Origin of the sequence: Cyanobium sp. ATX 6F1 (assembly GCF_024346315.1) — a bacterium.
Lineage (GTDB): Bacteria > Cyanobacteriota > Cyanobacteriia > PCC-6307 > Cyanobiaceae > ATX-6F1.
Window position 1 is genome coordinate 142,108 of record NZ_JAGQCS010000001.1, and the last position, 24,635, is coordinate 166,742.

Annotated in this window: 24 protein-coding genes; 15 read left to right on the plus strand and 9 right to left on the minus strand. The window is 69.2% G+C overall.

Translation table 11 applies throughout. The features are described from left to right. Positions 1 to 6: 6 nt before the first annotated feature. Together KBZ13_RS00785 and KBZ13_RS00790 are read left to right on the plus strand one after the other, a co-directional pair. Positions 7 to 1,572, plus strand: a complete 1,566-nt coding sequence (locus KBZ13_RS00785) for an ABC transporter substrate-binding protein (protein ID WP_409995596.1) — start codon at positions 7 to 9, stop codon at positions 1,570 to 1,572. Beyond that, entirely contained in the window at positions 1,569 to 2,588 is a 1,020-nt protein-coding gene (locus tag KBZ13_RS00790) for an ABC transporter permease (protein WP_255005085.1), read from the plus strand. The genes KBZ13_RS00785 and KBZ13_RS00790 overlap by 4 nt, the downstream gene beginning before the upstream one ends. Before the next feature lie 3 nt (positions 2,589 to 2,591). On the opposite strand, the gene KBZ13_RS00795 is transcribed toward KBZ13_RS00790, so the two are convergent. After that, positions 2,592 to 4,175 (minus strand): alpha/beta fold hydrolase, encoded by a 1,584-nt coding sequence (locus KBZ13_RS00795; RefSeq protein WP_255005086.1) that lies wholly within the window; start codon positions 4,173 to 4,175, stop codon positions 2,592 to 2,594. Positions 4,176 to 4,222: 47 nt separating this feature from the next. Here KBZ13_RS00795 and KBZ13_RS00800 point away from each other — a divergent pair, with 47 nt between their 5' ends. Next, on the plus strand, positions 4,223 to 5,389 hold the full coding sequence (locus KBZ13_RS00800) for an MFS transporter (RefSeq protein WP_255005087.1): 1,167 nt from the start codon (positions 4,223 to 4,225) through the stop codon (positions 5,387 to 5,389). Here the strand turns inward: KBZ13_RS00800 and KBZ13_RS00805 are convergent. Next, positions 5,360 to 5,572 carry a hypothetical protein gene (locus tag KBZ13_RS00805; RefSeq protein ID WP_255005088.1) on the minus strand — a complete coding sequence of 71 codons (213 nt, stop codon included), beginning with the start codon at positions 5,570 to 5,572 and terminating at the stop codon, positions 5,360 to 5,362. The genes KBZ13_RS00800 and KBZ13_RS00805 overlap by 30 nt on opposite strands. Before the next feature lie 72 nt (positions 5,573 to 5,644). Between KBZ13_RS00805 and KBZ13_RS00810 the strand changes: the two genes are divergently transcribed. Then, positions 5,645 to 6,958 carry a glycoside hydrolase family 1 protein gene (locus KBZ13_RS00810; RefSeq protein ID WP_255005089.1) on the plus strand — a complete coding sequence of 438 codons (1,314 nt, stop codon included), beginning with the start codon at positions 5,645 to 5,647 and terminating at the stop codon, positions 6,956 to 6,958. A gap of 87 nt (positions 6,959 to 7,045) precedes the next feature. After that, positions 7,046 to 9,241, plus strand: coding sequence for a catalase/peroxidase HPI (gene katG, locus KBZ13_RS00815; RefSeq protein WP_255005090.1), 2,196 nt, complete (start codon positions 7,046 to 7,048; stop codon positions 9,239 to 9,241). 16 nt (positions 9,242 to 9,257) lie between these two features. On the opposite strand, the gene ychF is transcribed toward katG, so the two are convergent. Beyond that, a complete protein-coding gene (gene ychF, locus KBZ13_RS00820; protein WP_255005091.1) occupies positions 9,258 to 10,349 on the minus strand; it encodes a redox-regulated ATPase YchF in 1,092 nt (363 codons plus the stop codon). Positions 10,350 to 10,455: 106 nt separating this feature from the next. On the opposite strand from ychF, the gene KBZ13_RS00825 reads away from it, so the two are divergent. After that, positions 10,456 to 11,625, plus strand: a complete 1,170-nt coding sequence (locus tag KBZ13_RS00825; RefSeq protein ID WP_255005092.1) for an efflux RND transporter periplasmic adaptor subunit — start codon at positions 10,456 to 10,458, stop codon at positions 11,623 to 11,625. Here KBZ13_RS00825 and wecB read toward each other — a convergent pair. After that, positions 11,603 to 12,655 carry a non-hydrolyzing UDP-N-acetylglucosamine 2-epimerase gene (gene wecB, locus KBZ13_RS00830; RefSeq protein ID WP_409995597.1) on the minus strand — a complete coding sequence of 351 codons (1,053 nt, stop codon included), beginning with the start codon at positions 12,653 to 12,655 and terminating at the stop codon, positions 11,603 to 11,605. The two genes, KBZ13_RS00825 and wecB, sit on opposite strands and share 23 nt — an antisense overlap. Positions 12,656 to 12,831: 176 nt before the next feature. Here wecB and KBZ13_RS00835 point away from each other — a divergent pair, with 176 nt between their 5' ends. After that, on the plus strand, positions 12,832 to 14,082 hold the full coding sequence (locus KBZ13_RS00835; protein ID WP_255005094.1) for a type IV pilus twitching motility protein PilT: 1,251 nt from the start codon (positions 12,832 to 12,834) through the stop codon (positions 14,080 to 14,082). Here KBZ13_RS00835 and KBZ13_RS00840 read toward each other — a convergent pair. Both KBZ13_RS00840 and tsaD read right to left on the minus strand, forming a co-directional pair. Then, positions 14,062 to 14,259 (minus strand): high light inducible protein, encoded by a 198-nt coding sequence (locus KBZ13_RS00840; RefSeq protein ID WP_255005095.1) that lies wholly within the window; start codon positions 14,257 to 14,259, stop codon positions 14,062 to 14,064. The two genes, KBZ13_RS00835 and KBZ13_RS00840, sit on opposite strands and share 21 nt — an antisense overlap. A 25-nt stretch (positions 14,260 to 14,284) precedes the next feature. Then, the gene (gene tsaD, locus KBZ13_RS00845) at positions 14,285 to 15,361 is read right to left on the minus strand and encodes a tRNA (adenosine(37)-N6)-threonylcarbamoyltransferase complex transferase subunit TsaD (protein WP_255005096.1); all 1,077 of its coding nucleotides are present in this window, start codon (positions 15,359 to 15,361) and stop codon (positions 14,285 to 14,287) included. Between the two features lie 76 nt (positions 15,362 to 15,437). On the opposite strand from tsaD, the gene KBZ13_RS00850 reads away from it, so the two are divergent. Continuing rightward, positions 15,438 to 15,917, plus strand: coding sequence for a Photosystem I reaction center subunit III (locus KBZ13_RS00850; protein WP_255005097.1), 480 nt, complete (start codon positions 15,438 to 15,440; stop codon positions 15,915 to 15,917). 11 nt (positions 15,918 to 15,928) lie between these two features. Further along, the gene (psaJ, locus tag KBZ13_RS00855) at positions 15,929 to 16,045 is read left to right on the plus strand and encodes a photosystem I reaction center subunit IX (RefSeq protein ID WP_255005098.1); all 117 of its coding nucleotides are present in this window, start codon (positions 15,929 to 15,931) and stop codon (positions 16,043 to 16,045) included. 83 nt (positions 16,046 to 16,128) lie between these two features. Here psaJ and gmk read toward each other — a convergent pair whose 3' ends face one another. Next, positions 16,129 to 16,725: a guanylate kinase gene (gmk, locus tag KBZ13_RS00860; protein WP_409995598.1), complete on the minus strand. Its 597-nt coding sequence runs from the start codon at positions 16,723 to 16,725 to the stop codon at positions 16,129 to 16,131. 32 nt (positions 16,726 to 16,757) lie between these two features. On the opposite strand from gmk, the gene KBZ13_RS00865 reads away from it, so the two are divergent. Both KBZ13_RS00865 and tatC read left to right on the plus strand, forming a co-directional pair. After that, positions 16,758 to 18,557 (plus strand): NFACT family protein, encoded by a 1,800-nt coding sequence (locus KBZ13_RS00865; protein WP_255005100.1) that lies wholly within the window; start codon positions 16,758 to 16,760, stop codon positions 18,555 to 18,557. Next, positions 18,554 to 19,441, plus strand: a complete 888-nt coding sequence (gene tatC, locus KBZ13_RS00870) for a twin-arginine translocase subunit TatC (protein WP_255005106.1) — start codon at positions 18,554 to 18,556, stop codon at positions 19,439 to 19,441. Before KBZ13_RS00865 ends, tatC begins: the two co-directional genes overlap by 4 nt. Here the strand turns inward: tatC and KBZ13_RS00875 are convergent. Beyond that, positions 19,438 to 19,782: a DUF3067 family protein gene (locus tag KBZ13_RS00875; RefSeq protein ID WP_255005109.1), complete on the minus strand. Its 345-nt coding sequence runs from the start codon at positions 19,780 to 19,782 to the stop codon at positions 19,438 to 19,440. The two genes, tatC and KBZ13_RS00875, sit on opposite strands and share 4 nt — an antisense overlap. A 127-nt stretch (positions 19,783 to 19,909) precedes the next feature. On the opposite strand from KBZ13_RS00875, the gene petC reads away from it, so the two are divergent. From petC to cobM, 4 genes are read left to right on the plus strand one after another with little or no spacing between them, the layout of a single operon-like run. Beyond that, a complete protein-coding gene (gene petC / locus KBZ13_RS00880; RefSeq protein WP_255005114.1) occupies positions 19,910 to 20,446 on the plus strand; it encodes a cytochrome b6-f complex iron-sulfur subunit in 537 nt (178 codons plus the stop codon). Between the two features lie 47 nt (positions 20,447 to 20,493). Beyond that, entirely contained in the window at positions 20,494 to 21,429 is a 936-nt protein-coding gene (gene petA, locus KBZ13_RS00885) for a cytochrome f (protein ID WP_255005116.1), read from the plus strand. A gap of 60 nt (positions 21,430 to 21,489) precedes the next feature. After that, positions 21,490 to 22,359 carry a prolipoprotein diacylglyceryl transferase gene (gene lgt, locus KBZ13_RS00890; protein ID WP_255005838.1) on the plus strand — a complete coding sequence of 290 codons (870 nt, stop codon included), beginning with the start codon at positions 21,490 to 21,492 and terminating at the stop codon, positions 22,357 to 22,359. A 20-nt stretch (positions 22,360 to 22,379) separates the two neighbouring features. After that, entirely contained in the window at positions 22,380 to 23,156 is a 777-nt protein-coding gene (gene cobM, locus KBZ13_RS00895; RefSeq protein ID WP_255005117.1) for a precorrin-4 C(11)-methyltransferase, read from the plus strand. Here cobM and KBZ13_RS00900 read toward each other — a convergent pair. Continuing rightward, positions 23,117 to 24,589 carry an FAD-dependent oxidoreductase gene (locus KBZ13_RS00900; RefSeq protein ID WP_255005120.1) on the minus strand — a complete coding sequence of 491 codons (1,473 nt, stop codon included), beginning with the start codon at positions 24,587 to 24,589 and terminating at the stop codon, positions 23,117 to 23,119. The two genes, cobM and KBZ13_RS00900, sit on opposite strands and share 40 nt — an antisense overlap. Positions 24,590 to 24,635 lie beyond the last annotated feature (46 nt).

Below are 24,635 nucleotides of genomic sequence, written 5' to 3' on the forward strand. Positions count from 1 at the left end.
GCCCGAATGGCCATGGTGGGGGCCTTGCTCGTCCCCTTGGCGGCCTGCCAGACCCCGCGCAGTTCCGGTCGGCTGGTGGTGGCCAGCAAGAACCGCATCGACTCGGTGGATCCGGCCCAGGCCTACAGCTTCGGGGCCATGCAACTGCTCAGTGCGATTGGTGATCCCCTGTATGTGATCACGGCCGAGGGCCGGATCGAGCCCCGGCTGGCCACGGCCCTGCCGCGGCTGAGCGCCGATGGCCTCACCGCCTGGGTGCCCCTGCGCCGGGGCGTGAGCTTCCACGACGGCAGCCGTTTCGATGCCGCCGCCATGGTGTTCACGCTGAAGCGGTTCATGGCGATCGGCAAGCTCAGTTACCTGGTGGGCGATCGGCTCACCGCCGTGCGCGCCAGTGGGCCCTACGAACTGGAGCTGCGGCTGAAGCGGCCGTTCTCGGCCCTGCCGGAGCTGCTCAGCGCCATCAACCTCACGCCCCTCTCACCCGCCGCCTACGGGCCGTTGGGCCAACGCTTCCTCAACGACCGCTTCGTCGGCACGGGCCCCTACAAGCTCACCAGCGCCAACGACCAGCAGCAACGGCTGGAGCCTTTTGAGCACTACTGGGGCCAGCGTCCCGCCAATGGGGGCCTGGATCTGGTCAGCCTCGCCAACTCCACCGCCCTCTATGGCGCCCTGCGCAGCGGCGAGGTGGATGTGCTGCTCTCCACCAGCCTCGACGGGGACCAGCAGATGGCCCTGCACCACTCCGCCCAGCGGGGCCAGCTGAACGAGGGGGTGGGGCCCGCCCTGGAGATCGGCTACCTGAGCCTGCTCACCGACCATCCCCCCCTCGACAACCCCAGCCTGCGCCAGGCAGTGGCCCTGAGCCTGGATCGGAGGCTGATCAGCGAACGGGTCAGCCAGGGCCTGCGTGCCCCCCTGCGGGACCTCGTGCCGCCGAGCCTGAAAGGTTCCAGCCCCCGGGCCTGGCCCAGCTACGACCCGGCCAGGGCGCGCCGGCTCTACCGCCAGGCGGGCTACTGCGGCGGACGGGCCCTGGCCCTGCCCCTCACCTTCCGCTCCAACGTCCCCTCCGATCGCCTGTTCGCCCTGATCTGGCAGGCCCAGCTGCAGCGTGATCTGGGCGACTGCGTGCGCCTGGAGATCACGGGCATGGAGGCCACCACCGCCTACCGCCAGCTGGGGGATGGGGCGTTCACCATGATCCTGCTGGATTGGATGGGGGATTTCCCCGATGCGGGCAACTACCTGACCCCCCTGCTGGGCTGCGATCAGGCCCAGGGCAACCGCTGCCTGAAGGGGGCCAGCGCCGCCAGCGGCAGCTTCTGGACCCGGCCCGGCCTCGACGCTGACCTGCGCCGCAGCGAAGGGCTCACGGGGCCGACGCGGGCGGTCTTGTTGCGCTCGATCCAGGCCGAGGCCGCCGCGGCCGTGCCCTACCTGCCGGTGTGGCTGGTGTCACCACGGGCCTGGAGCCTGCCGCGGATCAGCGCGCCGGAGTTCGATGGCTCCGGCCGGGTGGTGCTCAGCCGCCTGCAGAGACGCGGGCCTGGAGGGTCCCCGCCATGAGCCGCCGCCGGGAACTGCTGCGCTACGTCGGCGCCCGCCTGGCGCTGGCGCCGGTGATGCTGTGGCTGATCGCCAGCCTCGTGTTCCTGCTCCTGCGGGTGGCCCCGGGCGACCCGATCGATGCCTTGCTGGGCACCCGCGCCCCGGAGGCGGCCCGGGCCGCGTTGCGGCACCAGCTGGGGCTTGATCAACCGCTGCTGGTGCAGTACGGCCATTTCCTGGCCGATCTGGTGCAGGGCAACCTGGGCGAATCGCTCACCAACCAGACCCCCGTGGCCGAGGTGATCCGCCAGAGCCTGCCCGCCAGCCTGGAGCTGGGGGTGGTGGCGCTGCTGATCGCGGCGGTGCTGGGTCTGGCGGCCGGCTTCAGCGGCATCGCCAGGCCGGAGGGCAAGCTCGATCTGGCCGGCCGGTTGTATGGCATCGGCACCTATGCCCTGCCTCCCTTCTGGGCCGCCATGGTGGTGCAGTTGATCTTTGCGGTGGGCCTGGGTTGGTTTCCCGTGGGCGGCCGCTTCTCCCCCACCCTGGTGCCCCCCAGTGGCACGGGCTTCTACCTGCTGGACAGCCTGCTGGCGGGCAACGGCCCACAGCTGCTCGGCAGCCTGCGCCACCTGGTGCTGCCGGCGGCCACCCTCGGACTGCTGCTCAGCGGCATCTTTGACAACGCCCTGCGCCTGAATCTGCGCCGCGCCCTGCGCTCCGACTACGTGGAGGCGGCCCGCAGCCGGGGGATCGGGGAGTTGCAGGTGGTGCTGCGCCATGCCCTGCCCAACGCCCTGCTGCCCGTGCTCACGATCACCGGCATCACCGTGGCCTCACTGATCGGCGGCGCCCTGCTGATCGAGGTCACCTTCTCCTGGCCGGGCATCGCCTTCCGTCTGCAGGAGGCGATCAGCCAGCGGGACTACAACCTGGTGCAGGGGATCGTGGTGGTGGTGGCGGCTCTGGTGGTGCTGGTGAGCGTGGCGGTGGATGTGCTCGTGGCCCTGCTGGATCCGCGCATCCGCTTCTGAGGCTCAGAGCCCCTGACGCCAACGCTGGGCGGCCCCAGCATCGAGCACGTAGGCCGTCACGGACTCCCGTTGAAGCTTCTGGGCGGGCAGGGGCTGGCCGAGCTCCAGGCCCGCAAGGAAATCACCGGTGAGCTGCAGCATCAGGGCCTGGGCCTGCCGGGGTTCCACCCCCACGAAGGCGTCACCGATCTTGAACAGGGCCTGATCCGCGGAGGGGAGGCGCACGGGCGAAAAGTGGCTGGCCCCATCCACCAGCACCAGCCGGCTGAGGGGATGGTTGCCGGGCAGGAACTGATCCAGCTGCTCGGACACGGGCGGAGTGACCAGATCGAGGCTGCCCCCCAGCAGCAGCAGCGGCACCGGAAGGCGCTCCAGGCCGTGATGGGGCCAGAGCAGGCTGCCGAAACTGTTGAAGGCCACCACCCCCGCCACCGGCACGGTCGACCTGGCTGGCGGCAGGCTGACCTGATTCAGCTGGCACTGCAGCAGCCTCGAGAGGTTGATCAGCGGGATCGAGTTCAGGGCCCGACGGCAGCGGCGGCCCAGGCCCGGTTCCGGACGCAGGCCCGCCGCCAGCAGCGCGGAGAGACCGCCGAGGGAATGGCCCATCAACACCACCGAGTCGCCGAGCCGGGGCAGCCGGCCGCTGCGCTCGGCGGAAAGCACCGCCTCCAGGTCCGCCAGACGATCGGGCAGGGTTTCCGCCCCAGGCAGGGGCCGGCGACCATCCAGCAGCTCCTTGACGGCCTTTTGATCGCTGCCGGGGTGCTCCAAGGCCAGCACCGACCAGCCCCGGGCGGCCAGTTCAGCCCCCAGCCAGCCCATCTGCTCGGCGCTGCCACCCAGCCCAGGCATGAGCACCACCCAGCTGCGATGGCGGGTGCTCTGGGCGCGCCAGAGCTCCAGGGGCAGGGGCACCGCCCGGTGGGCCACGGGCAGCAGCAGCCGCTCCGGCTGCCGGGGGGCTACAGCCTGGCGTCCCTGGCCCTGCGGGCGGGGAACACCGGCGGGTTCCAAGGGAGCCTCGGCAAGGGCGGGGGCCGCCGGCAGGGGCAGCTGGCGCAGCCGCTCCATGGCCCGTCCCTGGTCGCGCAACTGTTGGCGCCACTCGGCCGCCAGAACGATCAAACCATCGAGCTGCAGCGTCAGCCGGTTCACCGGCACCGCCCGCAGCAGATCGAGCACGTTCACCTCCGCCTGGCGCCCCAACAGCTCCCGCAACGAGGACAGCAGCACGTCACCGCCGCCGTCGCCCTCGGCGCTGATCAGCTCCCCCACCTCCGCCGCCACCTGGCGTCCCGCCCAGCTCTGCAGCAGTTGCTGGCCGAAGGTGCGATCCCGCAGCAAGGGCGCCCGCAGCAGCCGTGCCAGGTCCTGGCGGCTGCGGGCGTCCAGAACCTCCATCCACACCCCCAGATCCCCCTGGCGGCTGTCGGGGGAGCGGCTCCAGGCCTCCAGCTGACGCAGGTCCAGGGGCAGGGTGAGCCCATCGAGGCGCACATCGAGATGCTCGGCGGCCCCTGCGGGCGAGCCCCCCAGCAGCAGACTGCTGAGCGCGATAGGCAGCCAGCGGGAGCGGTTTGACACAGCCTCATGCGGGAACCAGGGCCAGGGCCTGGTGGTCCCAGTTTCCCGTGCCGCTGCGTGAAGTCGCCCTGATCCGACTGATCGCCAGTGTGGGGGCGGGCGGGGTGCTTTATCTGACGCCGATGGTGTTCCACGCCGTGCGCGTCTCCGCCACCGGCGTGGGCAGCGGTCTGGCGGCGGCGGCCCTGGCCGGCACCCTGAGCCGATTCTTCAGTGGCTGGTTGCTGGACCGGGGTCTCAACGGCGCCGTGCCGGTGCAGCTGGCGGCGCTGCTCTCCCTGCTGGCGGACACGCAACTGCTGCTGGCCGACGGGTTCGGCGGTTACCTGCGCGGTCAGCTGCTGCTGGGGGTGGCCATGGGGCTCTACTGGCCCGCGATCGAACTGGCCGTCGCCCAGAGCTGTGGATCCTTCCCCTCCAGCCGGGGCTTCGCCCTCGCCCGCAGCGCCGATGCCGCCGGCATCGCCACGGGGGCACTGGCGGGGGCACTGCTGTCGCAGCTCGGGAAGCTGCGGGGCATCTACCTGGTGGACATCGCCTGCATGGTGGTGCTGATCCTGGTGCTGGCCCTGCGGCCCCTGCCTGTGGCCCAACCCCTGGCCGCCGCCGCCGGCCGTTCAGGGCGCTGGTGGTTGGCGCTGCTGCCGATGCTGGGGGTGACGGTGCTGGCCACAGCGATGCCGGTCCTGCTGCAGAGCGCCCTGCCCCTCGACCTGCTGCGCGGCGGGCTTGCGCGTGCACCGATGGCCGAGCAGTTGGGCAGCCTGCTGATCGGACTGCAACTGGTCCTGCTGCTGCTGCTCCAGTGGCCGGTGGGCCGTGCCCTGGCGGACCGGCCGGTGCGCTTCGGCCTGGGACTGAGCCTGATCTGTTTCGCCCTCGGCAATGGCCTGCTGGCCCTCTCCGCCTTTGGGCAGGCCAGCACCGCGGTGCTGCTGCTGGCCCAGCTGCCCCTGGCCCTGGGGGAGGCGGCGTTCCTCCCCACCGCCACCGAGGCGGTGGTGGAACTCAGCCCGCCGGAGCACAAGGGTCTGGCGATGGCCCTGTTCTCCCAGTGCTTTGCCCTCAGTGCCTTCGTGGCGCCCCTGGTGGCCGGCCAACTGCTGGACCGCCAGGGCCACGGGGTGGGGCTCTGGTCGCTGATGGGGGTGCTTTGTCTGGCGGGGCTGGGGCTGGTGAGGCAGTTACGCCCCAGGGTCAGGCTTGGCACCTGAACCAGGCACCCAGGCTTCGTGGGGCAGCGGTTCGGTGCCGTACTCCCAGTCGTCGTAATCGGGGTCGTTGCGGATGCGCTGGTGCAGTTCCTTCTGCACCTCGAAGTTGTGGGGATGCTCTTCCGGGGCAGCGGGTTCGGAGGCAGCTGATCTGGACGCAGCGGGTTCGTGATTCACACTCATGGCCAGCCGGGATCTGTTGCACCGATTCTCACCGACGATCGGCGCCATCCGCAGGCGTGAAGCATTCAGGTCATGGACGATCCCTCCTTTCAGTCGATTCCGGCCAACCCCTTCATCACACCGGTCCCAACGGACTTCCTCTGGGGCGTGGCCACGGCGGCTTATCAGGTGGAGGGTCACACCAGCGGCAATGACTGGGCCCGCTTCGAGACGATTCCAGGAATGATCAAGGGCGGCGCCCGCAGTGGAGCCGCCGCCGACCATTGGAACCGTGTCTCCGAAGACGTCGGGCTGATCAAGGCGCTGGGGGCCAATGCCCACCGGTTCTCGATCGAGTGGAGCCGCCTTGAGCCCGCCCCCGGCCACTGGGATCAGCGGGCCTGGGACCACTACGCCGACGAGATCGCCCAGTTGCGTGCGGTTGGCATCGAGCCGATGCTCACCCTGCTGCACTTCACCCTGCCCGGATGGCTGGCGGAGCGCGGCGGGCTGGTGGCTGAGGAGTTTCCCCAGCGCCTGGAGAGCTTCGCCGCCGAGGCCGGGCGTCGCCTCGGTGCGGACGTGCGCTTCTGGTGCACCCTCAACGAGCCGAATGTGCAGATGTTCTACGGCTATGTGAACGGCCTATGGCCGCCGGGTCTGCGGGATAAAGCCCTGGCGGTCCGGGCCTTCGCCGGTCTGCTGCGGGGCCATGCCCTCGCCGCCCGTGCCCTGCGGGCGGCCTGCCCTGGGGCGCAGATCGGCGCCGCCATGCATCTGGTGGTCGCGGAGCCCCTTCGGCGCTGGTGGCCGCTGGATCGCCTGGCGACGCGCCTGCTGGAAACCGGCTTCAACTGGGCCTTCTACGACTCGATCCAGCGGGGTGCCCTGCAGCTGAGGCTGCCGGGATTCCCCGTGCTCGATGAGGCGATGGCCGAGCTCGCCGGTTCCGCCGATTTCGTGGGCGTCAACTTCTACCGGCGCCACCTGGTGCGCTTCGCTCCTGAGGCCCCGACGATGGTGGAGTTGCGATCGGGCCCGGGACCGCTCAGCGACGCCGGCGTCGAGATCCATCCCCAGGGGTTGCTGACGATCCTGCGGCGGGTCTGGAACCGTTACCAGCTGCCGGTGATGATCACCGAAAACGGCGTGGCCGATGCCGCCGGCCGCCTGCGGGGCCCCTACCTGCGCTCCCATGCCTACGCCATGGCCTGGGCGATGGCGGAAGGAATCCCGGTCAAGGGCTACTTCCACTGGTCGCTGCTCGACAACTTCGAGTGGACCGATGGCTACACGCTGCGCTTCGGTCTGTATGGCGTCGACTTCGCCACCCAGGAGCGGCGGTGGGGCCCCGGCGCTGAGGAATTTCGGCGCTTGGCGGCCCTGCTGGCGGCCCAGCGCCCTTGAGGGATGTGACACCGGCCTGACTGCGCCGGGGGGTCTGCCTACGGTCCAGGCAGCGGACGATTCCTCCGCCCCAGAGGACCCAGAACGATGACCGCCATCAGTCCGTGCCCCTTCAGCGGCCATGGGGGAGGCAGCGCCGCCGGCCGGGGCCCCTCGAACCGCGACTGGTGGCCGCAGCAGCTGAATCTGAGCATCCTTCACCAGCACGCCCCCGCCTCCAATCCCCTGGGGCGCGACTTCGACTACGCCGAAGCCTTCAAAAGCCTCGATTACGCCGCCCTCAAACGCGATCTGGTGGCGCTGATGACCGACTCCCAGGACTGGTGGCCGGCGGACTGGGGCCACTACGGCGGTCTGTTCATCCGCATGGCCTGGCACAGCGCCGGCACCTACCGCACCGCCGATGGCCGCGGCGGCGCCGGCACCGGCAACCAGCGCTTCGCACCGATCAACAGCTGGCCTGACAACGGCAACCTCGACAAGGCCCGCCGGCTGCTCTGGCCGATCAAACAGGCCTATGGGAATGCCATCTCCTGGGCCGATCTGATCATCCTGGCCGGCAACTGCGCCCTCGAATCGATGGGTTTGGCGACCTTCGGCTTCGGCGGCGGCCGCGTTGACATCTGGCAGCCCGAGGAGGACATCTTCTGGGGCAACGAGACCACCTGGCTGGGCGATCAGCGCTACAGCGGCGACCGCGATCTGGAGCGGCCCCTGGCCGCCGTGCAGATGGGATTGATCTACGTCAACCCGGAAGGCCCGAATGGGGTGCCCGACCCGGTGGCCTCGGGCCGCGATGTGCGCGAAACCTTCAAGCGCATGGCCATGAACGACGAAGAAACCGTCGCGCTCACCGCCGGCGGGCACACCTTCGGCAAGGCCCACGGCGCCGGCTCCACCGAGCTGGTGGGCCCGGCGCCGGAGGGGGCGCCGCTGGAGGAGCAGGGCCTGGGCTGGCGCAACCGCCACGGCAGCGGCAAGGGTGCCGACACCACCACCAGCGGCCTCGAAGGGGCCTGGAAACCCAACCCCACCCGCTGGGACCGGGGCTACTTCGAGATGCTGTTCGGTTACGAGTGGGAGCTGACCAAAAGCCCCGCCGGCGCCTGGCAATGGCAGGCCAGGGACGTGAGCGAGGCGCACCTGATCCCCGACGCCCACGACCCCGGCATCAAGCACCGGCCCATGATGACCACGGCCGACCTCTCGCTGCGCTTCGATCCGATCTACGAGCCGATCGCCCGCCGCTTTCACCAGGATCAGCAGGCCTTCGCCGACGCTTTCGCCCGCGCCTGGTTCAAGCTCACCCACCGCGATCTGGGACCCAAGACGCTCTACCTCGGCCCGGAGGTTCCCGCCGAAGTGCTGCTCTGGCAGGACCCGATCCCCGCCGTCGATCACCCCCTGATCGATGCCGCCGGCCTCACCGGGCTAAAAGCCCAGCTGCTGGCCTCGGGGCTGTCGGTGGGCGAGCTGGTGGCCACCGCCTGGGCCTCGGCCTCCACCTTCCGGGGCTCCGACAAGCGCGGCGGTGCCAACGGCGCCCGCCTGCGTCTGGCGCCCCAGAAAGACTGGGCCGTCAACCAGCCCGGGCAGCTGAAGCGGGTGCTCGGGGTGCTCGAAACCATCCAAGCGGCGTTCAACGGCGCCCAGGGCGATGGCACCAGGGTCTCCCTGGCCGATCTGATCGTGCTGGCCGGTGATGCCGCCGTGGAAGCGGCCGCCCGGGCCGCTGGCCACAGCCTGGAGCTGCCCTTCAGTCCTGGCCGCAGCGACGCCACCCAGGAGCAGACGGATGTGGACTCCTTCGCGCTGCTCGAGCCCCAGGCCGATGGCTTCCGCAATTACCAACAACGGGCCTTCAGCGTGGCGGCGGAGCACCTGCTGATCGATCGGGCCCAGCTGCTCACCCTCAGCGCCCCCGAGCTGACCGTGCTGATCGGTGGTCTGCGGGTGCTGGGGGCGAACACAGAGGCCTCCCCCCATGGGGTGTTCACCGATCGGCCCGGTGTGCTCAGCAACGATTTCTTCGTGAACCTGCTCGACATCGGCACCGTCTGGAGCCCCACATCGGAGGCCGGCGATCTGTTCGAGGGGCGTGACCGCCGCAGCGGCGAACTCCGCTGGAGCGGCACCCGCGTGGATCTGGTGTTCGGCTCCAACTCCCAGCTACGCGCCCTGGCGGAGGTCTATGCCCAGGCCGATGCGGGCGCGAAGTTCGTGCGCGATTTCGGCGCCGCCTGGGGCAAGGTGATGAACCTGGATCGCTTCGACAGGAGCTGAGCCGGCCGCGGCCGACTCAGACGTTGAACAGAAACTCCATCACATCTCCTTCGGCCACCACGTACTCCTTGCCCTCGCTGCGCAACCAGCCGCGGTTGCGGGCCTCGGCCAGGGAACCGGCCTCGATCAGCTGCTCGTAGGCCACGGTCTGGGCGCGAATGAAGCCCCGCTCGAAATCGGTGTGGATCACGCCGGCGGCCTGGGGGGCGGTCATGCCCGCGTGGATCGTCCAGGCCCGGGTTTCCTTCTCGCCGGTGGTGAAGTACGTGCGCAGGCCCAGCAGCTGGTAGGTGGCGCGGATCAGGCTCTTGAGCCCCCCCTCGCTCACCCCCAGGCCCGCCAGGTAATCGGCGCGCTCCTCCTCGCCCAGATCCACCAGTTCGGCCTCCACCTGGGCGGAGATGCGCACGGATTCGGCCCCCTCACGGCCCGCCAGTTCCAGCACCGCGCGGCTGTGGTCGTTGCCGGCCGCCAGGTCGTCTTCGCTGACGTTGGTGGCGTAGATGATCGGCTTGAGGGTGAGCAGCCCCAGGGGCCGGATCAGGCTCTGCTCCTCCTCGCTCAGCCCCAGGCTGCGGGCGGCGCCCCCCTGCTCCAGCACCAGCTGGATGCGCCCCAGCAGGGCATCCTCGGCCTGGGCCTCCTTGCTGGTGCGGGCCTGCTTCTTGAGTCGCTCGCGCCGTTTCTCCACCTGGGCCAGGTCCGAGAGGCCCAGCTCCAGGTTGATCACCTCGGCATCCCGCACCGGCTGAACGCTGCCGGAAACGTGGATCACGTCGTCGTCCTCAAAGCAGCGCACCACGTGCACGATCGCGTCCACCTCGCGGATGTTGGCGAGGAACTTGTTGCCCAGACCCTCCCCCTGGCTGGCGCCGGCCACCAGCCCGGCGATGTCCACGAACTCCACCCGGGTGGGGATCAGCTCCTTGGAGCGGGAGATCGCCGAGAGCTTGGCCAGGCGCGCATCCGGCAGGGCCACGATGCCCACGTTCGGCTCGATCGTGCAGAAGGGAAAGTTGGCGGCCTGGGCCTGGGCGTTGGCCACCAGAGCGTTGAAGAGGGTGGATTTGCCCACGTTGGGCAGCCCCACGATTCCGGCTTTGAGCATGGGCCGGAATCTAAACGGGTCGGTCTTCGCCACCTTCGGGCTCGCCATTCGCGGCCGGAACCATCAAGACTGGGGCCACCGCCGCATCCGACCCATTCCTTCCTCCATGCTCCAACCAGCCCCGAGGGTCGCTGGGGAGACCAAGCCAACGGGTCCGATCAAGCGCCCTCGCCGGCAACGCCAACGTGTCTGGGCCGCCGGCGCCCTGGCCCTGGCGGTCGCCATCGGCGGCTTCAGCCTCTGGTCGAGCCGGCGCAGCGCTGAGCGCTCCAAAAACCTCAGCACTTACACCGTGAGCGCCGAGCGCGGCAGCCTGCCCGGCATCGTCAGCGCCAGCGGTGAACTGAAGGCCGTGCGCAGCGTCAACGTCAGCCCCAAGCGCGGTGGCGTGCTGCAGACCCTTTTCATCGACGAGGGTGAGCGGGTGAAGGCGGGCCAGCCCATCGCCCTGATGGACAGCGGCGATCTCCAGGACCGCGAAAGCGAATTCCAGGCCCAGGTGCGCCAGGCGCAGGCGGAATACCGCCGCAGCCGCTCGGAGTTCGAACGGCGGCGCAAGCTCTACGCCCAGGGCGCCATCAGCCAGGACGACTTCATCTCCTTCAACACCCGCCTGGCCACCAGCCAGGCCGCCCTCGACGCCGCCCGGCAGCGGAGCGGCCAACGCGGCGTGGAACGCTCCGAACTGACCATCCGCGCCCCCTTCGACGGGGTGATCACCCAGCGCTTCGCCGATCCTGGCGCCTTCGTCACCCCGACCACGGCGGCCTCGGCCAACGCCGGGGCCAGCAGCTCCTCGGTGGTGGAACTGGCCCAGGGCCTCGAGGCGGTGGCCAAGGTGCCCGAGAACGACATCGGACGCATCCGGGTGGGTCAGGCGGCCAGCCTGCGGGTGGATGCCTTCCCCGACCGGCGTTTCGCCGCCCAGGTCAAACAGATCGCCCCGCGGGCGGTCAAGACCAACAACGTCACCTCCTTCGAGGTGAAGCTTCAGCTGATCAATCCGCCGCCGGAGCTGCGCATCGGCATGACCGCCGACATCGACTTCCAGACCGGCCAGCTAGCGGTGCGCACCCTGGTGCCCACCGTGGCCGTGGTCACCGAAGGCGGCAAGCCGGGGGTGCTGCTGGTGGGCAAGGGCAACGAACCCACCTTCCAGCCCGTGGAACTGGGTAACAGCAGCGGCCGGAACACCCAGATCCTCAGCGGCCTGAACCCCGGCACGAAGGTGTTCATCGACCTGCCGCCCTGGGCTAAGAAGCGACCCGGGAGTTGAGCAGCGCCCGGCTGGCCTCCAGGATCCTGCCGCTGGCCTGGCCATCGCCGAAGGGGTTGTGGGCCTGGGCCATCGCCGCGTAGGCGGCCGGATCCTCCAGCAGCTGTGAGGCTTCGCGCACGATGTCGGCGGTGTCGGTGCCGATCAGGCGGGCGGTGCCTGAATCGACCGCCTCAGGCCGCTCCGTGGTGCGCCGCAGCACCAGCACGGGCTTGCCCAGGGCCGGTGCCTCCTCCTGCAGACCACCGGAATCTGTGAGCAGCAGCGTGCAGCCACGGATCGCCGCCACCAGACGGTCGTAGTCGAGCGGTTCGGTGAGGAAGGCCCTGGGGTGGCTGCCCAGCAGCGCTTCGAGTGGTTCCCGCACGGTGGGATTGCGGTGCAGGGGCAGCAGCAGGGCGGTGTCGGGGAAGCGCTCCAGCAGCTCCAGGAAGCCATGGCCGATGTCCTGCAGACGGGGGCCCCAGTTCTCGCGCCGGTGCACCGTGGCCAGGATCACCCGCTGCCGCTGCCAGTCGAGGCCGGGGATCACCAGCTGGGGGGCGCGCTCGGCCATCAGCAGCAGGGCATCGATCACCGTGTTGCCGGTGACCAGCACGCGCCCCACCACGCCGGAGGCCCTGAGATTGGCCTCAGAGACGCGGGTGGGAGCGAAATGCAGCTGGGCCACCTGGGAGATCAAACGTCGGTTGGCCTCCTCGGGGAAGGGATCCAGCAGGTTGTCCGTGCGCAGGCCCGCCTCCACGTGGCCCACGGGGATCTGCTCGTAGAAAGCGGCCAGGGCCGAGGCGAAGGCGGTGGTGGTGTCCCCCTGCACCAGCACCAGATCGGGCCGATGGGCCGTGAACTCCTCACGCAGCCCCTGCAAGGCCGCACAGGTGACGTGGGTGAGGGTCTGCTTCGGGGCCATCAGCGCCAGGTCCAGATCGGCCGTGAGCCCGAACAGATCCATCACCTGGCTCACCATCTCCCTGTGCTGGCCGGTCAGCACCACCCGGGTGCGCAGATCAGTGGCCGCGCGGAAGGCCATGATCACCGGCGCCAGTTTGATCGCCTCTGGCCGGGTGCCGAGCACGATGGTGACCAGGGGAAGAGGGGTCAAAACGGCGCAGCAATCGGGCGGATCCTAAAGATGGGCGCCGCAGACCCATGACAACGGCGCGAATTCAAGCAAAGCTTGGTGCAACGACTGAGCACGCCGTCACCATGTCCGCCAACGAACCAGGGGCTCCCTCCTCCCTCTTCCCCCCCCTGGCGGCGCCGACCGTGCCGGATCTGCCGCCCATTCCCTCCATCCCGGCGATCCCCTCCCCGGCCGCGCCGCTCCCCGAGGCGGTCTCCACTCAGGCCATCACCTCCAGCGAGGAAGCGTCCAAGGGTCTCGACCTGCCCCCTGAGCCCAGCAACCTGCAGGAGATCGTGCGCATCGCCCACGAACGCAATTTCTCCGACGTCCACCTCGGGGTGGGGGAAGAACCCCGTTACCGGGTGCGGGGTGACATGCGGCACACCGGCTGGCCTGTGGCTGATCAGGCCACCTTCAACGGCTGGCTTCGGGAGATGCTCACTCCGGTGGAAATCGATCGATTCCAGAACGACAAGGAATTTGACGGTTCCTTCGCGTTCCCCTTCGTGCGGGTGCGGATCAACCTGCTGGAAACCCTGCTTGGGCCGGCGATGGTGCTGCGGCTGATCCCCCAGAAAATCGCCACAATCCAGGACCTCAACCTGCCCGATGTGCTTGAGGAGGTCTGTCAGCGGCCCAAGGGCCTGGTGCTGGTGACCGGGCCCACCGGTTCGGGCAAGAGCACCACCTTGGCGGCGATGATCGACTGGATCAACCGCAACCAGAAACGTCACATCGTCACGATCGAGGATCCGATCGAATTCGTCCACCAGAGCAAGAGCTCCATGGTGCGCCAGCGGGAAGTGGGGCACCACACAAAGCTGTTCCACAATGCCCTTCGGGCAGTCCTGCGGGAGGATCCCGATGTGATCCTGATCGGTGAAATCAGGGACAGGGAAACACTCACCACCGCCCTTGAAGCCTCCCAGACCGGTCACCTGGTGTTTGGGACCCTCCACACCAACTCCGCCGTGCGCACGGTGGAACGGGTGCTGGGCATGTACCCCCCTGAAGACCAGGACAATGTGCGCCGCTCCGTCTCCGAAGCCTTGCTGGCGGTGATTTCCCAGGGGCTGATCAAAACCACTGACGGCAAACGGGCCGCCTTCCACGACATCCTCATCAACACCGATGCCTGCCGGGATTACATCCAGCAGGCCAAGATGGACGAGGTGGAGCAGATCATGGAGCGCAGTGCCTTCGACGGCATGCAGAGCGCCAACCAGGCGCTGCTGAAACTGGTGCAAACCGGAAAAGTCGACCCTGAAGACGCCCTGGCCCAGAGCCTCAAACCGAACGAACTGGCCCAGTCACTTCGCGGCCGTCAGTGAGCTGCTCAGCAGGCGCACCAGCAGCAGCACCCCGATGCCCAACGACAGACCCAGCATCGCCAGCCGGCCATTCCAGATCTCGGCCTGGGGGGTGAATCCCCGCCGCCAGGCGTTCAGCTCGTCCCGTCCCACGGGAGTGGGGCCCTCGCCGTTCTCACGCATGTCAGCAGGGGCCATGGGGCCGGCCGCAGGGTTGGCAGATTCACCCTAAGGGGATGGGCAAGGAAAGGCCCGTGGGTGGTTCGTAAAGGTCATCGGCCTGCTCCAGGGCCAGCCGCGGGGTCACCCCGAGCTTGAGCGAGCTGCGCGACCCGGCCGCCAGCCGCTGGGCCGCCGCCACCCCCACCATGGCCGCGTTGTCGGTGCAGTAGGCCAGGGGGGCCACACGCCAGAGCAGCCCCAGAGCAGCGCAACGCTTCTCCATCAAGGCGCGCAGGCGCTGGTTGGCCGCCACGCCACCCACCATCACCACGGTGCCGAGGCCCTGGTCGCGGGCACAGCGGCAGCTGCGTTCCACCAGCACCTCAGCCACCACCTGCTCGAAGCTGGCCGCCAGGTCAGCCACCGGCAGCGGCCCGCCCGCGGCATCCAGCGATTGCACCAGCCGCAGCACCGCCGTCTTGAGGCCGCTGAAACTGAAGTCATAGGGATGGAAGCCGCCCTGGGGCAGGGAGACCCTCCCCTTGGGCAGGGGGAAGCGGTGGGGGTCGCCGCCGGCAGCGGCCGCCTGGATCGCCGGACCACCGGGGTAGCCCAGGCCCAGCAAGCGGGCCACCTTGTCGAAGGCCTCGCCGGCCGCATCATCGCGGCTGCGGCCCAGGCGCTCGTAGCGACCCGGACCATCGATCCGGATCAGTTCGGTGTGGCCACCGCTCACCAGCAGCACCAGGGCGGGCCCCGGCGGCAGGGGGTCCCCCAGATGCACGGAGCAGAGGTGGCCCTCCAGGTGATGCACCCCCACAAACGGCAGCCCATGGAGGGCGGCCAGGGTGCGCCCGGTGACCGAACCCACCAGCAACGCCCCCACCAGCCCGGGGGCCACCGTGGCGGCGATGCCGTCCAGATCGCCGAAGCCCAGACCGCTCTCGGCCATCACCTGCTCGATCAGCAGCGGCAGGGCTTCCACATGGCGGCGGGAGGCGATTTCAGGCACCACCCCACCCCAGAGTGCGTGCTCCTCGACCTGAGAAGCGACGGCACTGGCGAGCACCGTCTGGTCGCGCACGATCGCCGCAGCGGACTCGTCACAACTTGTTTCGACGGCCAGGAGGGTCGGCATCGGCTCTTGAGATGTCCCCTACTGTCCGCAAGTGACATCCTGCCTTCCCGCAGGTCTTTCCCCAGCACCGGACACGATGCGCCGTCTCTTTGCTGTTCTGATCTCAGCCTTCCTGATCTTCGGCTTCGCCCCCGTGGCCCACGCCGATATCGCGGGGCTGACCCCCTGTGCTGAGAGCCCCCGCTTCCAGCAGCGGGCGAGCCAAGCCACCACGGACCAGGCCAAGGCCCGGTTCTCGAACTACAGCCAGGCCCTCTGTGGCACCGATGGCCTGCCCCACCTGATCGTCGATGGCCGCTTCAGCCATGCCGGTGATTTCCTGATTCCGAGCATTGCCTTCCTCTACATCACCGGCACGATCGGCTGGGCCGGCCGCTCCTACCTGATGGCCATCCGCGGCAGCAAGGACGCCACCATGCGGGAAATCCAGATCGACATGCCCCTGGCGTTCAAATCCACCCTCTCCGCCGCCGCCTGGCCCCTGGCGGCCTTCAAGGAGTTCGCCGGCGGAAAAATGCTGGAAGACGACTCCAAAGTCACCGTTTCCCCCCGCTGATTACTGGAACCATGAAGAAATTCCTCACCACCGCCCCCGTCGTCGCAGCCGTCTGGTTCACCCTCACGGCCGGAATCATGATCGAGTTCAATCGGTTTTTCCCCGATCTGCTCTTCCACCCCCTCTGAGCCGGGAAACCCATCCCTTTCAGGCGGCCCAAGGGCCGCTTTTTTATGGGCTGACCACCCGCCGCCATCCCGACCAGCCCCCCTCAGGCACTGGGGGCAACCGCCGGCTCTGCGCCAAGGCCCATCAACGCCTCCAGTTGGAGCAGGGCCTGATCGAGATCTCCGTTCACCAGCACCGCATCGAACTCCGCCTCGGCCTCCAGCTCCACCCGCGCCCGCTGCAGCCGCCGGGCGATCGCCTCCTCGCTGTCGGTGCCGCGACCGCGGATGCGCCGCTCCAACTCCTCGAAGGAAGGGGGTTTGAGGAAGATCTGAAAGCCCTCGGGAAAGCTGCGCCGCACCTGGCGCGCCCCCTCCAGCTCGATCTCCAGCAGCACCGGATGTCCTGCGGCCAGGTGGCGCTCCACAGGTTCGCGCGGCGTTCCATAGCGATGGCCGGCGAATTCGGCCCACTCCAGCAGTCCCCCCGCCTCCAGCTGACGGTCGAAGCGTTCGCGGCTGAGGAAGAAGTAGTGCTCCCCGTCCACCTCCCCGGCGCGGGGCGAGCGTGTGGTGGCCGACACCGACAGCCAGATGCGGGGATGGCGCCGCAACAAGGCCGCCACCAGAGTGCCCTTGCCGACACCGCTCGGTCCGGTGATCAGCGTGAGCCGCCCGGCGGAGGAAGGGGAAGCCATCATCGGAAACACCGCCTGCCAGCAGAGTAGGGGCCATGACCGCGCCTGAGACAGCCGCTGGAACCACCAGCCGAGCGAGCCCGCAACGCCTTCCCCTTCAGGCCCTCGATGTGACCAGCCTCAAGGCGGTGTTGGCGGAATGGCGGCCCACCCTGCTGCCCTGCCGCTTCGAGAAGGCCCAGCAGAGCGCCCCCCACACCCTGCAACTGGGGCTGCGGGCGCTGGATCGACGTGTCTGGCTGGAGATCAGCTGGCAGGCGGAGGCACCGCGGTTGCTGGCGATCGAGCCGCCCCCCCGCATCGGTGCGGGCAGCACCCTGGCCCAGCAACTGCAACACGGCCTGGCCGGTCTGGCCCTGGTGGAGCTGGAGCAACGGGGCTGGGAACGGGTGGTGGAACTGCGCTTCGCCCGCCGCCCAGGCGATCCGATCAGCCGCACCCTGGTGGTGGAACTGATGGGCCGCCACAGCAACGTGTTCCTGCTCGATGAGCAGCAACGGGTGATCACCCTGGCCCGTCAGGTCAAGGAGCAGCACTCACGGCTGCGGCCGATCGGCACCGGCGATGCCTACGGTCCGCCACCGTCCCTGCAGGGGCACAGCCCCTCGCTCGAGGAGCCCTTCCCTCGCTGGAGGGGGCGCCTCAGCCTGGTGCCCATGACCCTGGGCCAGGCCCTGCGGGAGGCCTATCAGGGGATCAGTCCCGCCCTGGCTCTGCAACTGGCGGGAGATCAGCCGGAGGTCTCGAGAGCCCTGCTGGAGCAACCGGTGGCCGCCCTGGACGAGCCGCAATGGGAGCAACTCTGGCGCCGCTGGCAGCGTTGGCTGCGGGCCGTGGCCACTGGCGATTTCCAGTTCACCCCCGGCGGCGCCTGCGCCTTCCGCTGCTGGAAAGAGGCCGGTGCAGCGACCAGCGACTGCGAGGCCCACCCAGCTGGGCTGCCCATCAACGGAGCCCTCAGCCGGTATTACAGCGGCGAGCTGAACCGCCGGCTGCTGGCCGAGCGCCAGGGCGGCCTGCGCCAGCGGGGAAACCAGGCGATCGAGCGGGAGCGGCGCTTGCTGCAGCAGCAAGAGCAGCTGCTCGCACGGGTGGAGGACAGCGATGGGCTGCAGGAACGCGCCCACGCCCTGCTCAGTGGCCAGGCCCCGCGCCGGGAGCAGATCGATGAGGCCCAGCGGCTCTACCGCCAGGCCCGCAAGCTGCGGCGCTCGCAGGCGGCGATCACCCCGCGGATCGCCCACCATCGAGAGCGGCTCGAACGACTGGAGGCCAGCCTCACCTTCATGGAGCAGGCCGACGACCTGGCCCAGCTGGAGACCCTGGAGGCCGAACTGCAGGAGCTCAGCGCCGAGGGCCGGAAACCGAAACGCCCCCTGGGCGGAGGCGCCAACAGCGCGCCGGTCCCACCGCAACCCCTGGAGCTGCGCAGTGGAGGTGGCCTGAGGGTGCAGGTGGGCCGCAACCACCGCCAGAACGAGTGGATCAGCCTGCGCCAGGCCCGCCGCGGGGATCTCTGGTTCCACGCCCAGGAATGCCCGGGCAGTCACGTGGTGCTCAAGAGCTCGGAGGCGCCGGCCCAGGACGACGACCTCCAGCTGGCGGCCGATCTGGCCGCCCACTTCAGCCGGGCCCGGGGCAATGGACGGGTGGCGGTGGTGATGGTGCCCACCGATCAGTTGCAGCGCATCCCCGGTGCGGGGGCCGGCACCGTGCGCCACCGGGGTGGCGAACAGCTCTGGGCCGATCCAGGCCGCGCCGCAGCCTGGCTGAGCCGCCCGGCAGGCGGATCAGGAGCGCCGGTCCCTAGCCTCGAACCAGCGCAGCGGCCATGAGTCCCAACGATTCCCCACCGGGCCAGCCGCCCGCACCGATTCGAGTCACCCCCATCAACGCCGCAGGCCGCTGGTTAGCGAAAACGGCCCCGGGGGGGGATCCAGGCGACTTCCCGGCGGAGGTGGAGATGAGCCTGGTCGATCACCTCGAGGAACTGCGCCAGCGGGTGTTGCAGAGCCTGCTGGCTGTGGTGGTGGCCGCCGCCGCCTGCCTGGTCCTGGTCAAACCCCTGGTTCGCCTGCTGGAGGTGCCCGCCGAGGGCATGCGCTTCCTGCAGCTGGCTCCCGGGGAGTTCCTGTTCGTGTCGCTCAAGGTGGCGGGCTATGCCGGCCTCACCCTGGCACTGCCGTTCATCCTGTATCAGGGCTTGGCCTTCGTGCTCCCTGGCCTCACCCGACGGGAACGGCGGCTGGTGGCGCCGGCGGTGGCTGGATCGGCCGTGCTGTTTCTGGGGGGCCTGGCCTTCGCCTGGTGGGCCCTGGTGCCGGCGGCCCTGCGCTTTCTGGTGAGCTACGGCGCCGATGTGGTCGAGCCGATCTGGTCGATCGAGCGCTACCTGGATTTCGTCCTGCTGCTGATGGTGGCCACGGGTCTGGCCTTCCAGTTGCCCGTGCTGCAGCTGCTGCTCGGGGCCTTCGGCCTGCTGCGGGCTGAAACGATGCTGGCGGCGTGGCGCTGGGTGGTGCTGGCGGCGGCCCTGGCGGGGGCCGTGCTCACCCCCTCCACCGATCCGGTGACGATGCTGCTGCTTACCGGGGCGATCACCGCCCTCTACCTGGTGGGGGTGGCACTCGTTGCCCTGGTGCAATCGGTGCGAACCGAAGCCGGCACGGCCGGCGACGGCGTGCACGAGGCTGCGGATGGGGCCCCGGGCGAGAGCTAGAGCAGGAACTCCTTTCCCCGACCGCCCGTCTCCAGTGCCAGGCCCATGGCCTTGCCCAGCCGTGGGCGCTCAGCCGTGGTGAGCAGCCACTCACGCACCTGGCCGGCCACCCCCAGTTCGTTGAGCAGCGCGATCAGTTCCCCGATGTGTGCGGCGTAGGCCTCCGCGTCCAGGGGGAACGACTGCTGCTCCAGGTAGGCCCACATCACCTGCAGATAGAGCCGGCCCCGGCGCTGCACCAGCTGCATGTCGTAGGAGGCGCGCCAACGGGAGCGCAGCACTCCGAGCACCTCCTCAAGGCCGAGGGGCGGGGCGGGCTCCACATCGGGAGGCTCGGGCACGGGAAAGGGTCGGGTTGCGCAACAGCATGTTGCAGCAATCCACCATGGCCCCGCCGCCACAAACGGTGATGGGCAGGGCAGCGTCCATAATGGGCGGCACGTCACGTCGGCTCACTGGACCGCTCCTATGACTCAGATCCCAGCGAGCGATGTCCCCGGAATGGGTCGGCGGCAGTTCATGAATCTGCTCACCTTCGGATCGGTCACGGGCGTCGCCCTGGGGGCCCTCTATCCGGTGGTCAACTACTTCATTCCCCCCAAGGCGGTGGGCGGCTCCGGCGGGGTGAGCGCCAAGGACGAACTGGGCAATTCCGTCACCGCCAGCGGCTGGCTTTCCACCCACAACGAAGGCGACCGCAGCCTGGTGCAGGGCCTCAAGGGTGACCCCACCTACCTGACCGTGGAAGGGCCCGATGCGATTGGCAGCTACGGCATCAACGCGATCTGCACCCACCTGGGCTGCGTGGTGCCCTGGAACAGCGGCGCCAACAAGTTCATGTGCCCCTGCCACGGCAGCCAGTACGACGCCACCGGCAAGGTGGTGCGCGGCCCCGCGCCCCTTTCCCTGGCCCTGGCCCAGGTGAGCGTCGAGAACGACAACGTGTTCCTCAGCCCTTGGACGGACACCGATTTCCGCAACGGTGAGCAGCCCTGGTGGGCCTGAATCCGCTGAGCCTTCTTCCCCCCTCCCGTCGCCTGCCCGTCCGTCCCATGCGCCGCTCCCTCACCCTCCTGCTGACCACCCTGCTGACCTTCGGCGTTCTGCTGATCGCCCCCCAGAGCAGCTGGGCCTATCCCTTCTGGGCCCAACAGAACTACGAGAATCCCCGCGAAGCCACCGGCAAACTGGTGTGCGCCAACTGCCACCTGGCCAAGAAGCCCACCCACGTGGAAGTGCCCCAGGCGGTCTTCCCCGACACGGTCTTCAAGGCCACCGTCGAGATCCCCTACGACACCAGCGTGCAGCAGGTGGGCGGTGACGGCAGCCGCACCGGCCTGAACGTGGGGGCGGTGGTGATCCTTCCAGACGGTTTCACCCTCGCGCCCCCCGAGCGCCTCAGCGAGGAGCTCAAGCAGGAAACCGAAGGCGTCTACTACACCCAATACAGCGATGCCTACCCCAACATCCTGCTGGTGGGCCCACTCCCCGGTGACCAGCACCAGGAGATCGTCTTCCCGATCCTTTCGCCTGATCCCGCCACCGACAGCGGCATTCACTTCGGCAAATACTCGATCAATGTGGGCGGCAACCGGGGCCGGGGCCAGGTGACCCCCACCGGTGAGAAGTCCAACAACACCGTCTACACCGCCCCCGCTGCGGGCCGGGTGGCCAGCATCACCCCCGGCGAGAACGGCGCCACCGCTGTGACGATCACCACCGCCGATGGGGCCAGCGTCAGCGAAACCATCCCCGCCGGCCCCACCCTGCTGGTGGCCGTGGGTGATCAGCTGGCCGCCGGAGCCCCGCTCACCGACGACCCCAACGTCGGCGGTTTCGGTCAGTTGGACACCGAAATCGTGCTGCAGAACCCCGTCAGGATCTATGGCCTGCTCGCCTTCTTCGCCGCCGTCACCCTGGCCCAGATCATGCTGGTGCTCAAGAAGAAGCAGTTCGAGAAAGTCCAGGCCGCCGAGGGGCTGATCTGATTCACCGCCGCGCCTGAGCTCATCCCTCTTCCAGCCCTGACCCTTCCTGCGCCGTCCGCCCTGGCCGTGTTCAGTTCACCCGGGCCCCTGCTGTTTCAGCTGGGGCCCTTCTCCCTGCGCTGGTATGGGTTGCTGATCGCCCTGGCGGTGCTGATGGGCCTGGCCCTGGCCACCCGCCTGGGTCGCAGGAGGGCCATCGATGCGGGCCTGATCGCCGACCTGCTGCCGATCCTGGTGCTGGCAGCAGTGATCAGTGCCCGGATCTACTACGTGGCCTTTGAGTGGCGCCAGTATTCCCTCAACTGGCTCGATGCCCTCAAGGTCTGGCAAGGGGGCATCGCCATCCATGGGGCGTTGATCGGCGGCTCCCTGGCGGTGATCCTGTTCTGCCGCTGGCGCAGGCAACCCTTCTGGGCCCTGCTGGATGTGCTCGTGCCCTCGGTGGCCCTGGGCCAGGCGATCGGCCGCTGGGGCAATTTCTTCAATTCCGAGGCCTTCGGCGTGCCCACCGATCTGCCCTGGGCCCTCACCATCCCCCTGGCGAACCGACCCACGGCCTTCCTGGGCCAGAGCAGCTTCCACCCCACGTTCCTCTACGAATCGCTCTGGAACCTGGGGGTGCTCACCCTGCTGCTGCTGCTGTTCCAGCGCGCCAGCCAAGGCAAGCTCGTTCTGCCCGATGGCGCCCTCAGCTGCGTCTACCTGATCGCCTACAGCGCCGGTCGATTCTGGATCGAAGGGTTGCGGATCGACCCCCTCTGCCTGCTGGGCCAACCGCCGTTCTGTGAAGGTGGGTTACGCATGGCCCAGCTGATGAGCTTGATTTTGATCGCCATCGGCGGCTTCGGCCTCTGGTGGCTCTACGGCCGCCGGCGGGCCCTGCCCGACCCCAGCGGTGTGTCCACCCACGTCAACGGCACGGCCCCTTGAGCCTTCCACCTGCAGGGCCCGTGGCCCCCACCGTCAAGATCGTCGGCGCCGGCCCCGGCGCCCCCGATCTGCTCACCCTGAGGGCCGCCCGCGCGATCGAGCAGGCCGATGTGCTGGTCTGGACCGACTCCCTGGTGTCGCCCCAGATCGCCGCCCTGGCCCCAGCGGGCTGTGAATCGATCCGCACCAGCACCCTCACCTTGGAGGAGGTGATGGCCGTGGTGAGCGCGCGGGCCCGCGCCGGCCTCCATGTGGTGCGGCTGCACGATGGCGACCCTTGCCTCTACGGCGCCCTGGCCGAGCAGATCTGCCGGCTGGCCGATGCCGGGCTGGAGCTGGAGGTGGTGCCGGGGTTGAGCGCCTACCAGGCCACCGCCGCCGCCCTGCAGAGCGAATTGACGATCCCGGGGCTGGTTCAGACGATCGTGCTCAGCCGGGCGGGAGGCCGCACCGGTGTGCCCGAACGGGAATCCCTGGGGCGGCTGGCGGCCCTGCGGGCCTCCCTCTGCCTCTACCTCAGTGCCCGCCATGTGGAGGAGGTGCAGGCTGCCCTGCTGGAGCATTACCCCGCCGACACCCCCGTGGCAATCGGCTACCGGGTCAGCTGGCCCGACCAGTGGCTGCAGGTGGTGCCCCTGGAGCGAATGGCGGCCGTCAGCCTCGAACGCAATCTGATCCGCACCACCCTCTTCGTGGTCAGCCCCGCCCTGCGCTCACCGGCGGACGCCCGCTCGAAGCTTTATTCCGCCAGCCACGATCACCTGTTCAGGGCCGCCGCCGCCTCCAGTCCGGCCTGATCAGGGGCGGGGGGAGCGCTGGCGGCCTGCGGCGGCTCCCCATCGCCGTAGAGCTCCCGCGCCAGACGCGCCTGATCGAAGCCGCAGCCCAACCGCGCCACGATCGCCTCCAGGTCGATGGCGGCGTTGCCCAGGCAGCAGGTGCCGCCGGGAGAAGGCGTCACGTTGAACACCAGGCCAGGCCGTGGCGCGATGCGTGCCTCCCCGAGCATCAACCGCCGCTCCCCCTTGTGGATCAGCTGGGGACGCACCCCGCCGTAGCCCTCGGCGAAGCGCAGATCCTCCAACTGCATGCCGGGCACGATCTTGCGGGCATCGGCCAGAAACAGCCGGCGCCTGAGCCAGGGCACCTCAAACAGCAGGTTGCGCAGGATGTAGCTGCGGATGTCGGCCACGCGCAGCAGCTGCCAGAACACGGCGAGCACCGACCAATCCAGCCGCAGCACCTTCAGGAACTCAAAAAAGGAGGCGGGTCTGTAGCGCTCCAGCAGCGGCAACAGCAGGGCGGTGGGCCCAAAACGCGTCTGTCCCGGGGCTCGCACATCGGGGTCGCCGTGGATGGCGGCGAAGGGGAGTTTGTCGTTCTGCACCGTGTAGACCTTGCCCTTGAGCAGGTCGGGAGTGAAGTAGAAGCTCCCCGCCACCGGCAGACAGGAGTACTCCAGGCCGTAGCCCAGCTGCTGGGCCATCAGCAGGCTGTGGGCGCCGGCGCAGACCACCACATGGCGGGCCCGGTAACGCCTGGGACCCGCCGCGGTGCTGGCGTCCACCAGGAACGCCTCTCCCTCTGGGGTGATCCTCTCGACCCGCTGCCCCAACCCCAGCTCGAGTTGGCGATCGCTGCCGACCACGGCGGCGTGGGCCTGCTCCACAAACGACTCGGCCAGCTGCTCGTAGTCGACGGCGGTGTAGGTGCTGCGGATGCCGATCGCCACCAGCTCCTCGCGGCGCGGGACCCCATCCACCAGCGCCACATGGGGCTCCCACTGAGCGATCTGCTCCGGTTCCAGCAGTTCCATGGCCGGGAAGTGGGGGGCAAAGCGCGAGAAGCGCTCCCGCAGGAAGGCGCACTCCGAGGCCCCCACGGCGAGCACCATCTTGGGGGTGCGGAACACCGTGCGCCCGCGCCGCTCAGCATCCAGCAGGGCGGCGTAGTGCACGATCATCTCCGCCGTGCGCTTCACCTTCAGGGCCTTCTCGAGGCTGTAGTTGGTCTCGATGTCGCCGCAGTGGATCGTCTGGCTGTTGTTGGTGGCCTTGGAGTTGACCTGGGCCAGCCGCTCGTAGCGCTCCAGCAGAGCCAGCCTGGGCAGATCGGTGTAGCGGGCCAGCTCGAACAGCAGAGCGGTACCGCAGACGCCTCCGCCCACGATCAGCACATCCACCTCCTGGCGGGCCTCAGGGTCAACGGTGGCGGTGGACGTGGCGATCACGCGCGCGCGGGGGGACGGAGGTTCCGTCAATTCTTCATGGTCGCCC

Excerpts from the sequence above, each read along its gene's own strand:
- KBZ13_RS00785 (WP_409995596.1), top strand. The coding sequence starts at position 7 with ATGGCCATGGTGGGGGCCTTGCTCGTCCCCTTGGCGGCCTGCCAGACC.
- KBZ13_RS00790 (WP_255005085.1), top strand. The coding sequence starts at position 1,569 with ATGAGCCGCCGCCGGGAACTGCTGCGCTACGTCGGCGCCCGCCTGGCG.
- KBZ13_RS00805 (WP_255005088.1), bottom strand. The coding sequence starts at position 5,572 with ATGAGTGTGAATCACGAACCCGCTGCGTCCAGATCAGCTGCCTCCGAA.
- KBZ13_RS00810 (WP_255005089.1), top strand. The coding sequence starts at position 5,645 with ATGGACGATCCCTCCTTTCAGTCGATTCCGGCCAACCCCTTCATCACA.
- katG (WP_255005090.1), top strand. The coding sequence starts at position 7,046 with ATGACCGCCATCAGTCCGTGCCCCTTCAGCGGCCATGGGGGAGGCAGC.
- ychF (WP_255005091.1), bottom strand. The coding sequence starts at position 10,349 with ATGCTCAAAGCCGGAATCGTGGGGCTGCCCAACGTGGGCAAATCCACC.
- KBZ13_RS00825 (WP_255005092.1), top strand. The coding sequence starts at position 10,456 with ATGCTCCAACCAGCCCCGAGGGTCGCTGGGGAGACCAAGCCAACGGGT.
- wecB (WP_409995597.1), bottom strand. The coding sequence starts at position 12,655 with ATGGCCTTCCGCGCGGCCACTGATCTGCGCACCCGGGTGGTGCTGACC.
- KBZ13_RS00835 (WP_255005094.1), top strand. The coding sequence starts at position 12,832 with ATGTCCGCCAACGAACCAGGGGCTCCCTCCTCCCTCTTCCCCCCCCTG.
- KBZ13_RS00840 (WP_255005095.1), bottom strand. The coding sequence starts at position 14,259 with ATGGCCCCTGCTGACATGCGTGAGAACGGCGAGGGCCCCACTCCCGTG.
- tsaD (WP_255005096.1), bottom strand. The coding sequence starts at position 15,361 with ATGCCGACCCTCCTGGCCGTCGAAACAAGTTGTGACGAGTCCGCTGCG.
- KBZ13_RS00850 (WP_255005097.1), top strand. The coding sequence starts at position 15,438 with ATGCGCCGTCTCTTTGCTGTTCTGATCTCAGCCTTCCTGATCTTCGGC.
- psaJ (WP_255005098.1), top strand. The coding sequence starts at position 15,929 with ATGAAGAAATTCCTCACCACCGCCCCCGTCGTCGCAGCCGTCTGGTTC.
- gmk (WP_409995598.1), bottom strand. The coding sequence starts at position 16,725 with ATGATGGCTTCCCCTTCCTCCGCCGGGCGGCTCACGCTGATCACCGGA.
- KBZ13_RS00865 (WP_255005100.1), top strand. The coding sequence starts at position 16,758 with ATGACCGCGCCTGAGACAGCCGCTGGAACCACCAGCCGAGCGAGCCCG.
- tatC (WP_255005106.1), top strand. The coding sequence starts at position 18,554 with ATGAGTCCCAACGATTCCCCACCGGGCCAGCCGCCCGCACCGATTCGA.
- petC (WP_255005114.1), top strand. The coding sequence starts at position 19,910 with ATGACTCAGATCCCAGCGAGCGATGTCCCCGGAATGGGTCGGCGGCAG.
- petA (WP_255005116.1), top strand. The coding sequence starts at position 20,494 with ATGCGCCGCTCCCTCACCCTCCTGCTGACCACCCTGCTGACCTTCGGC.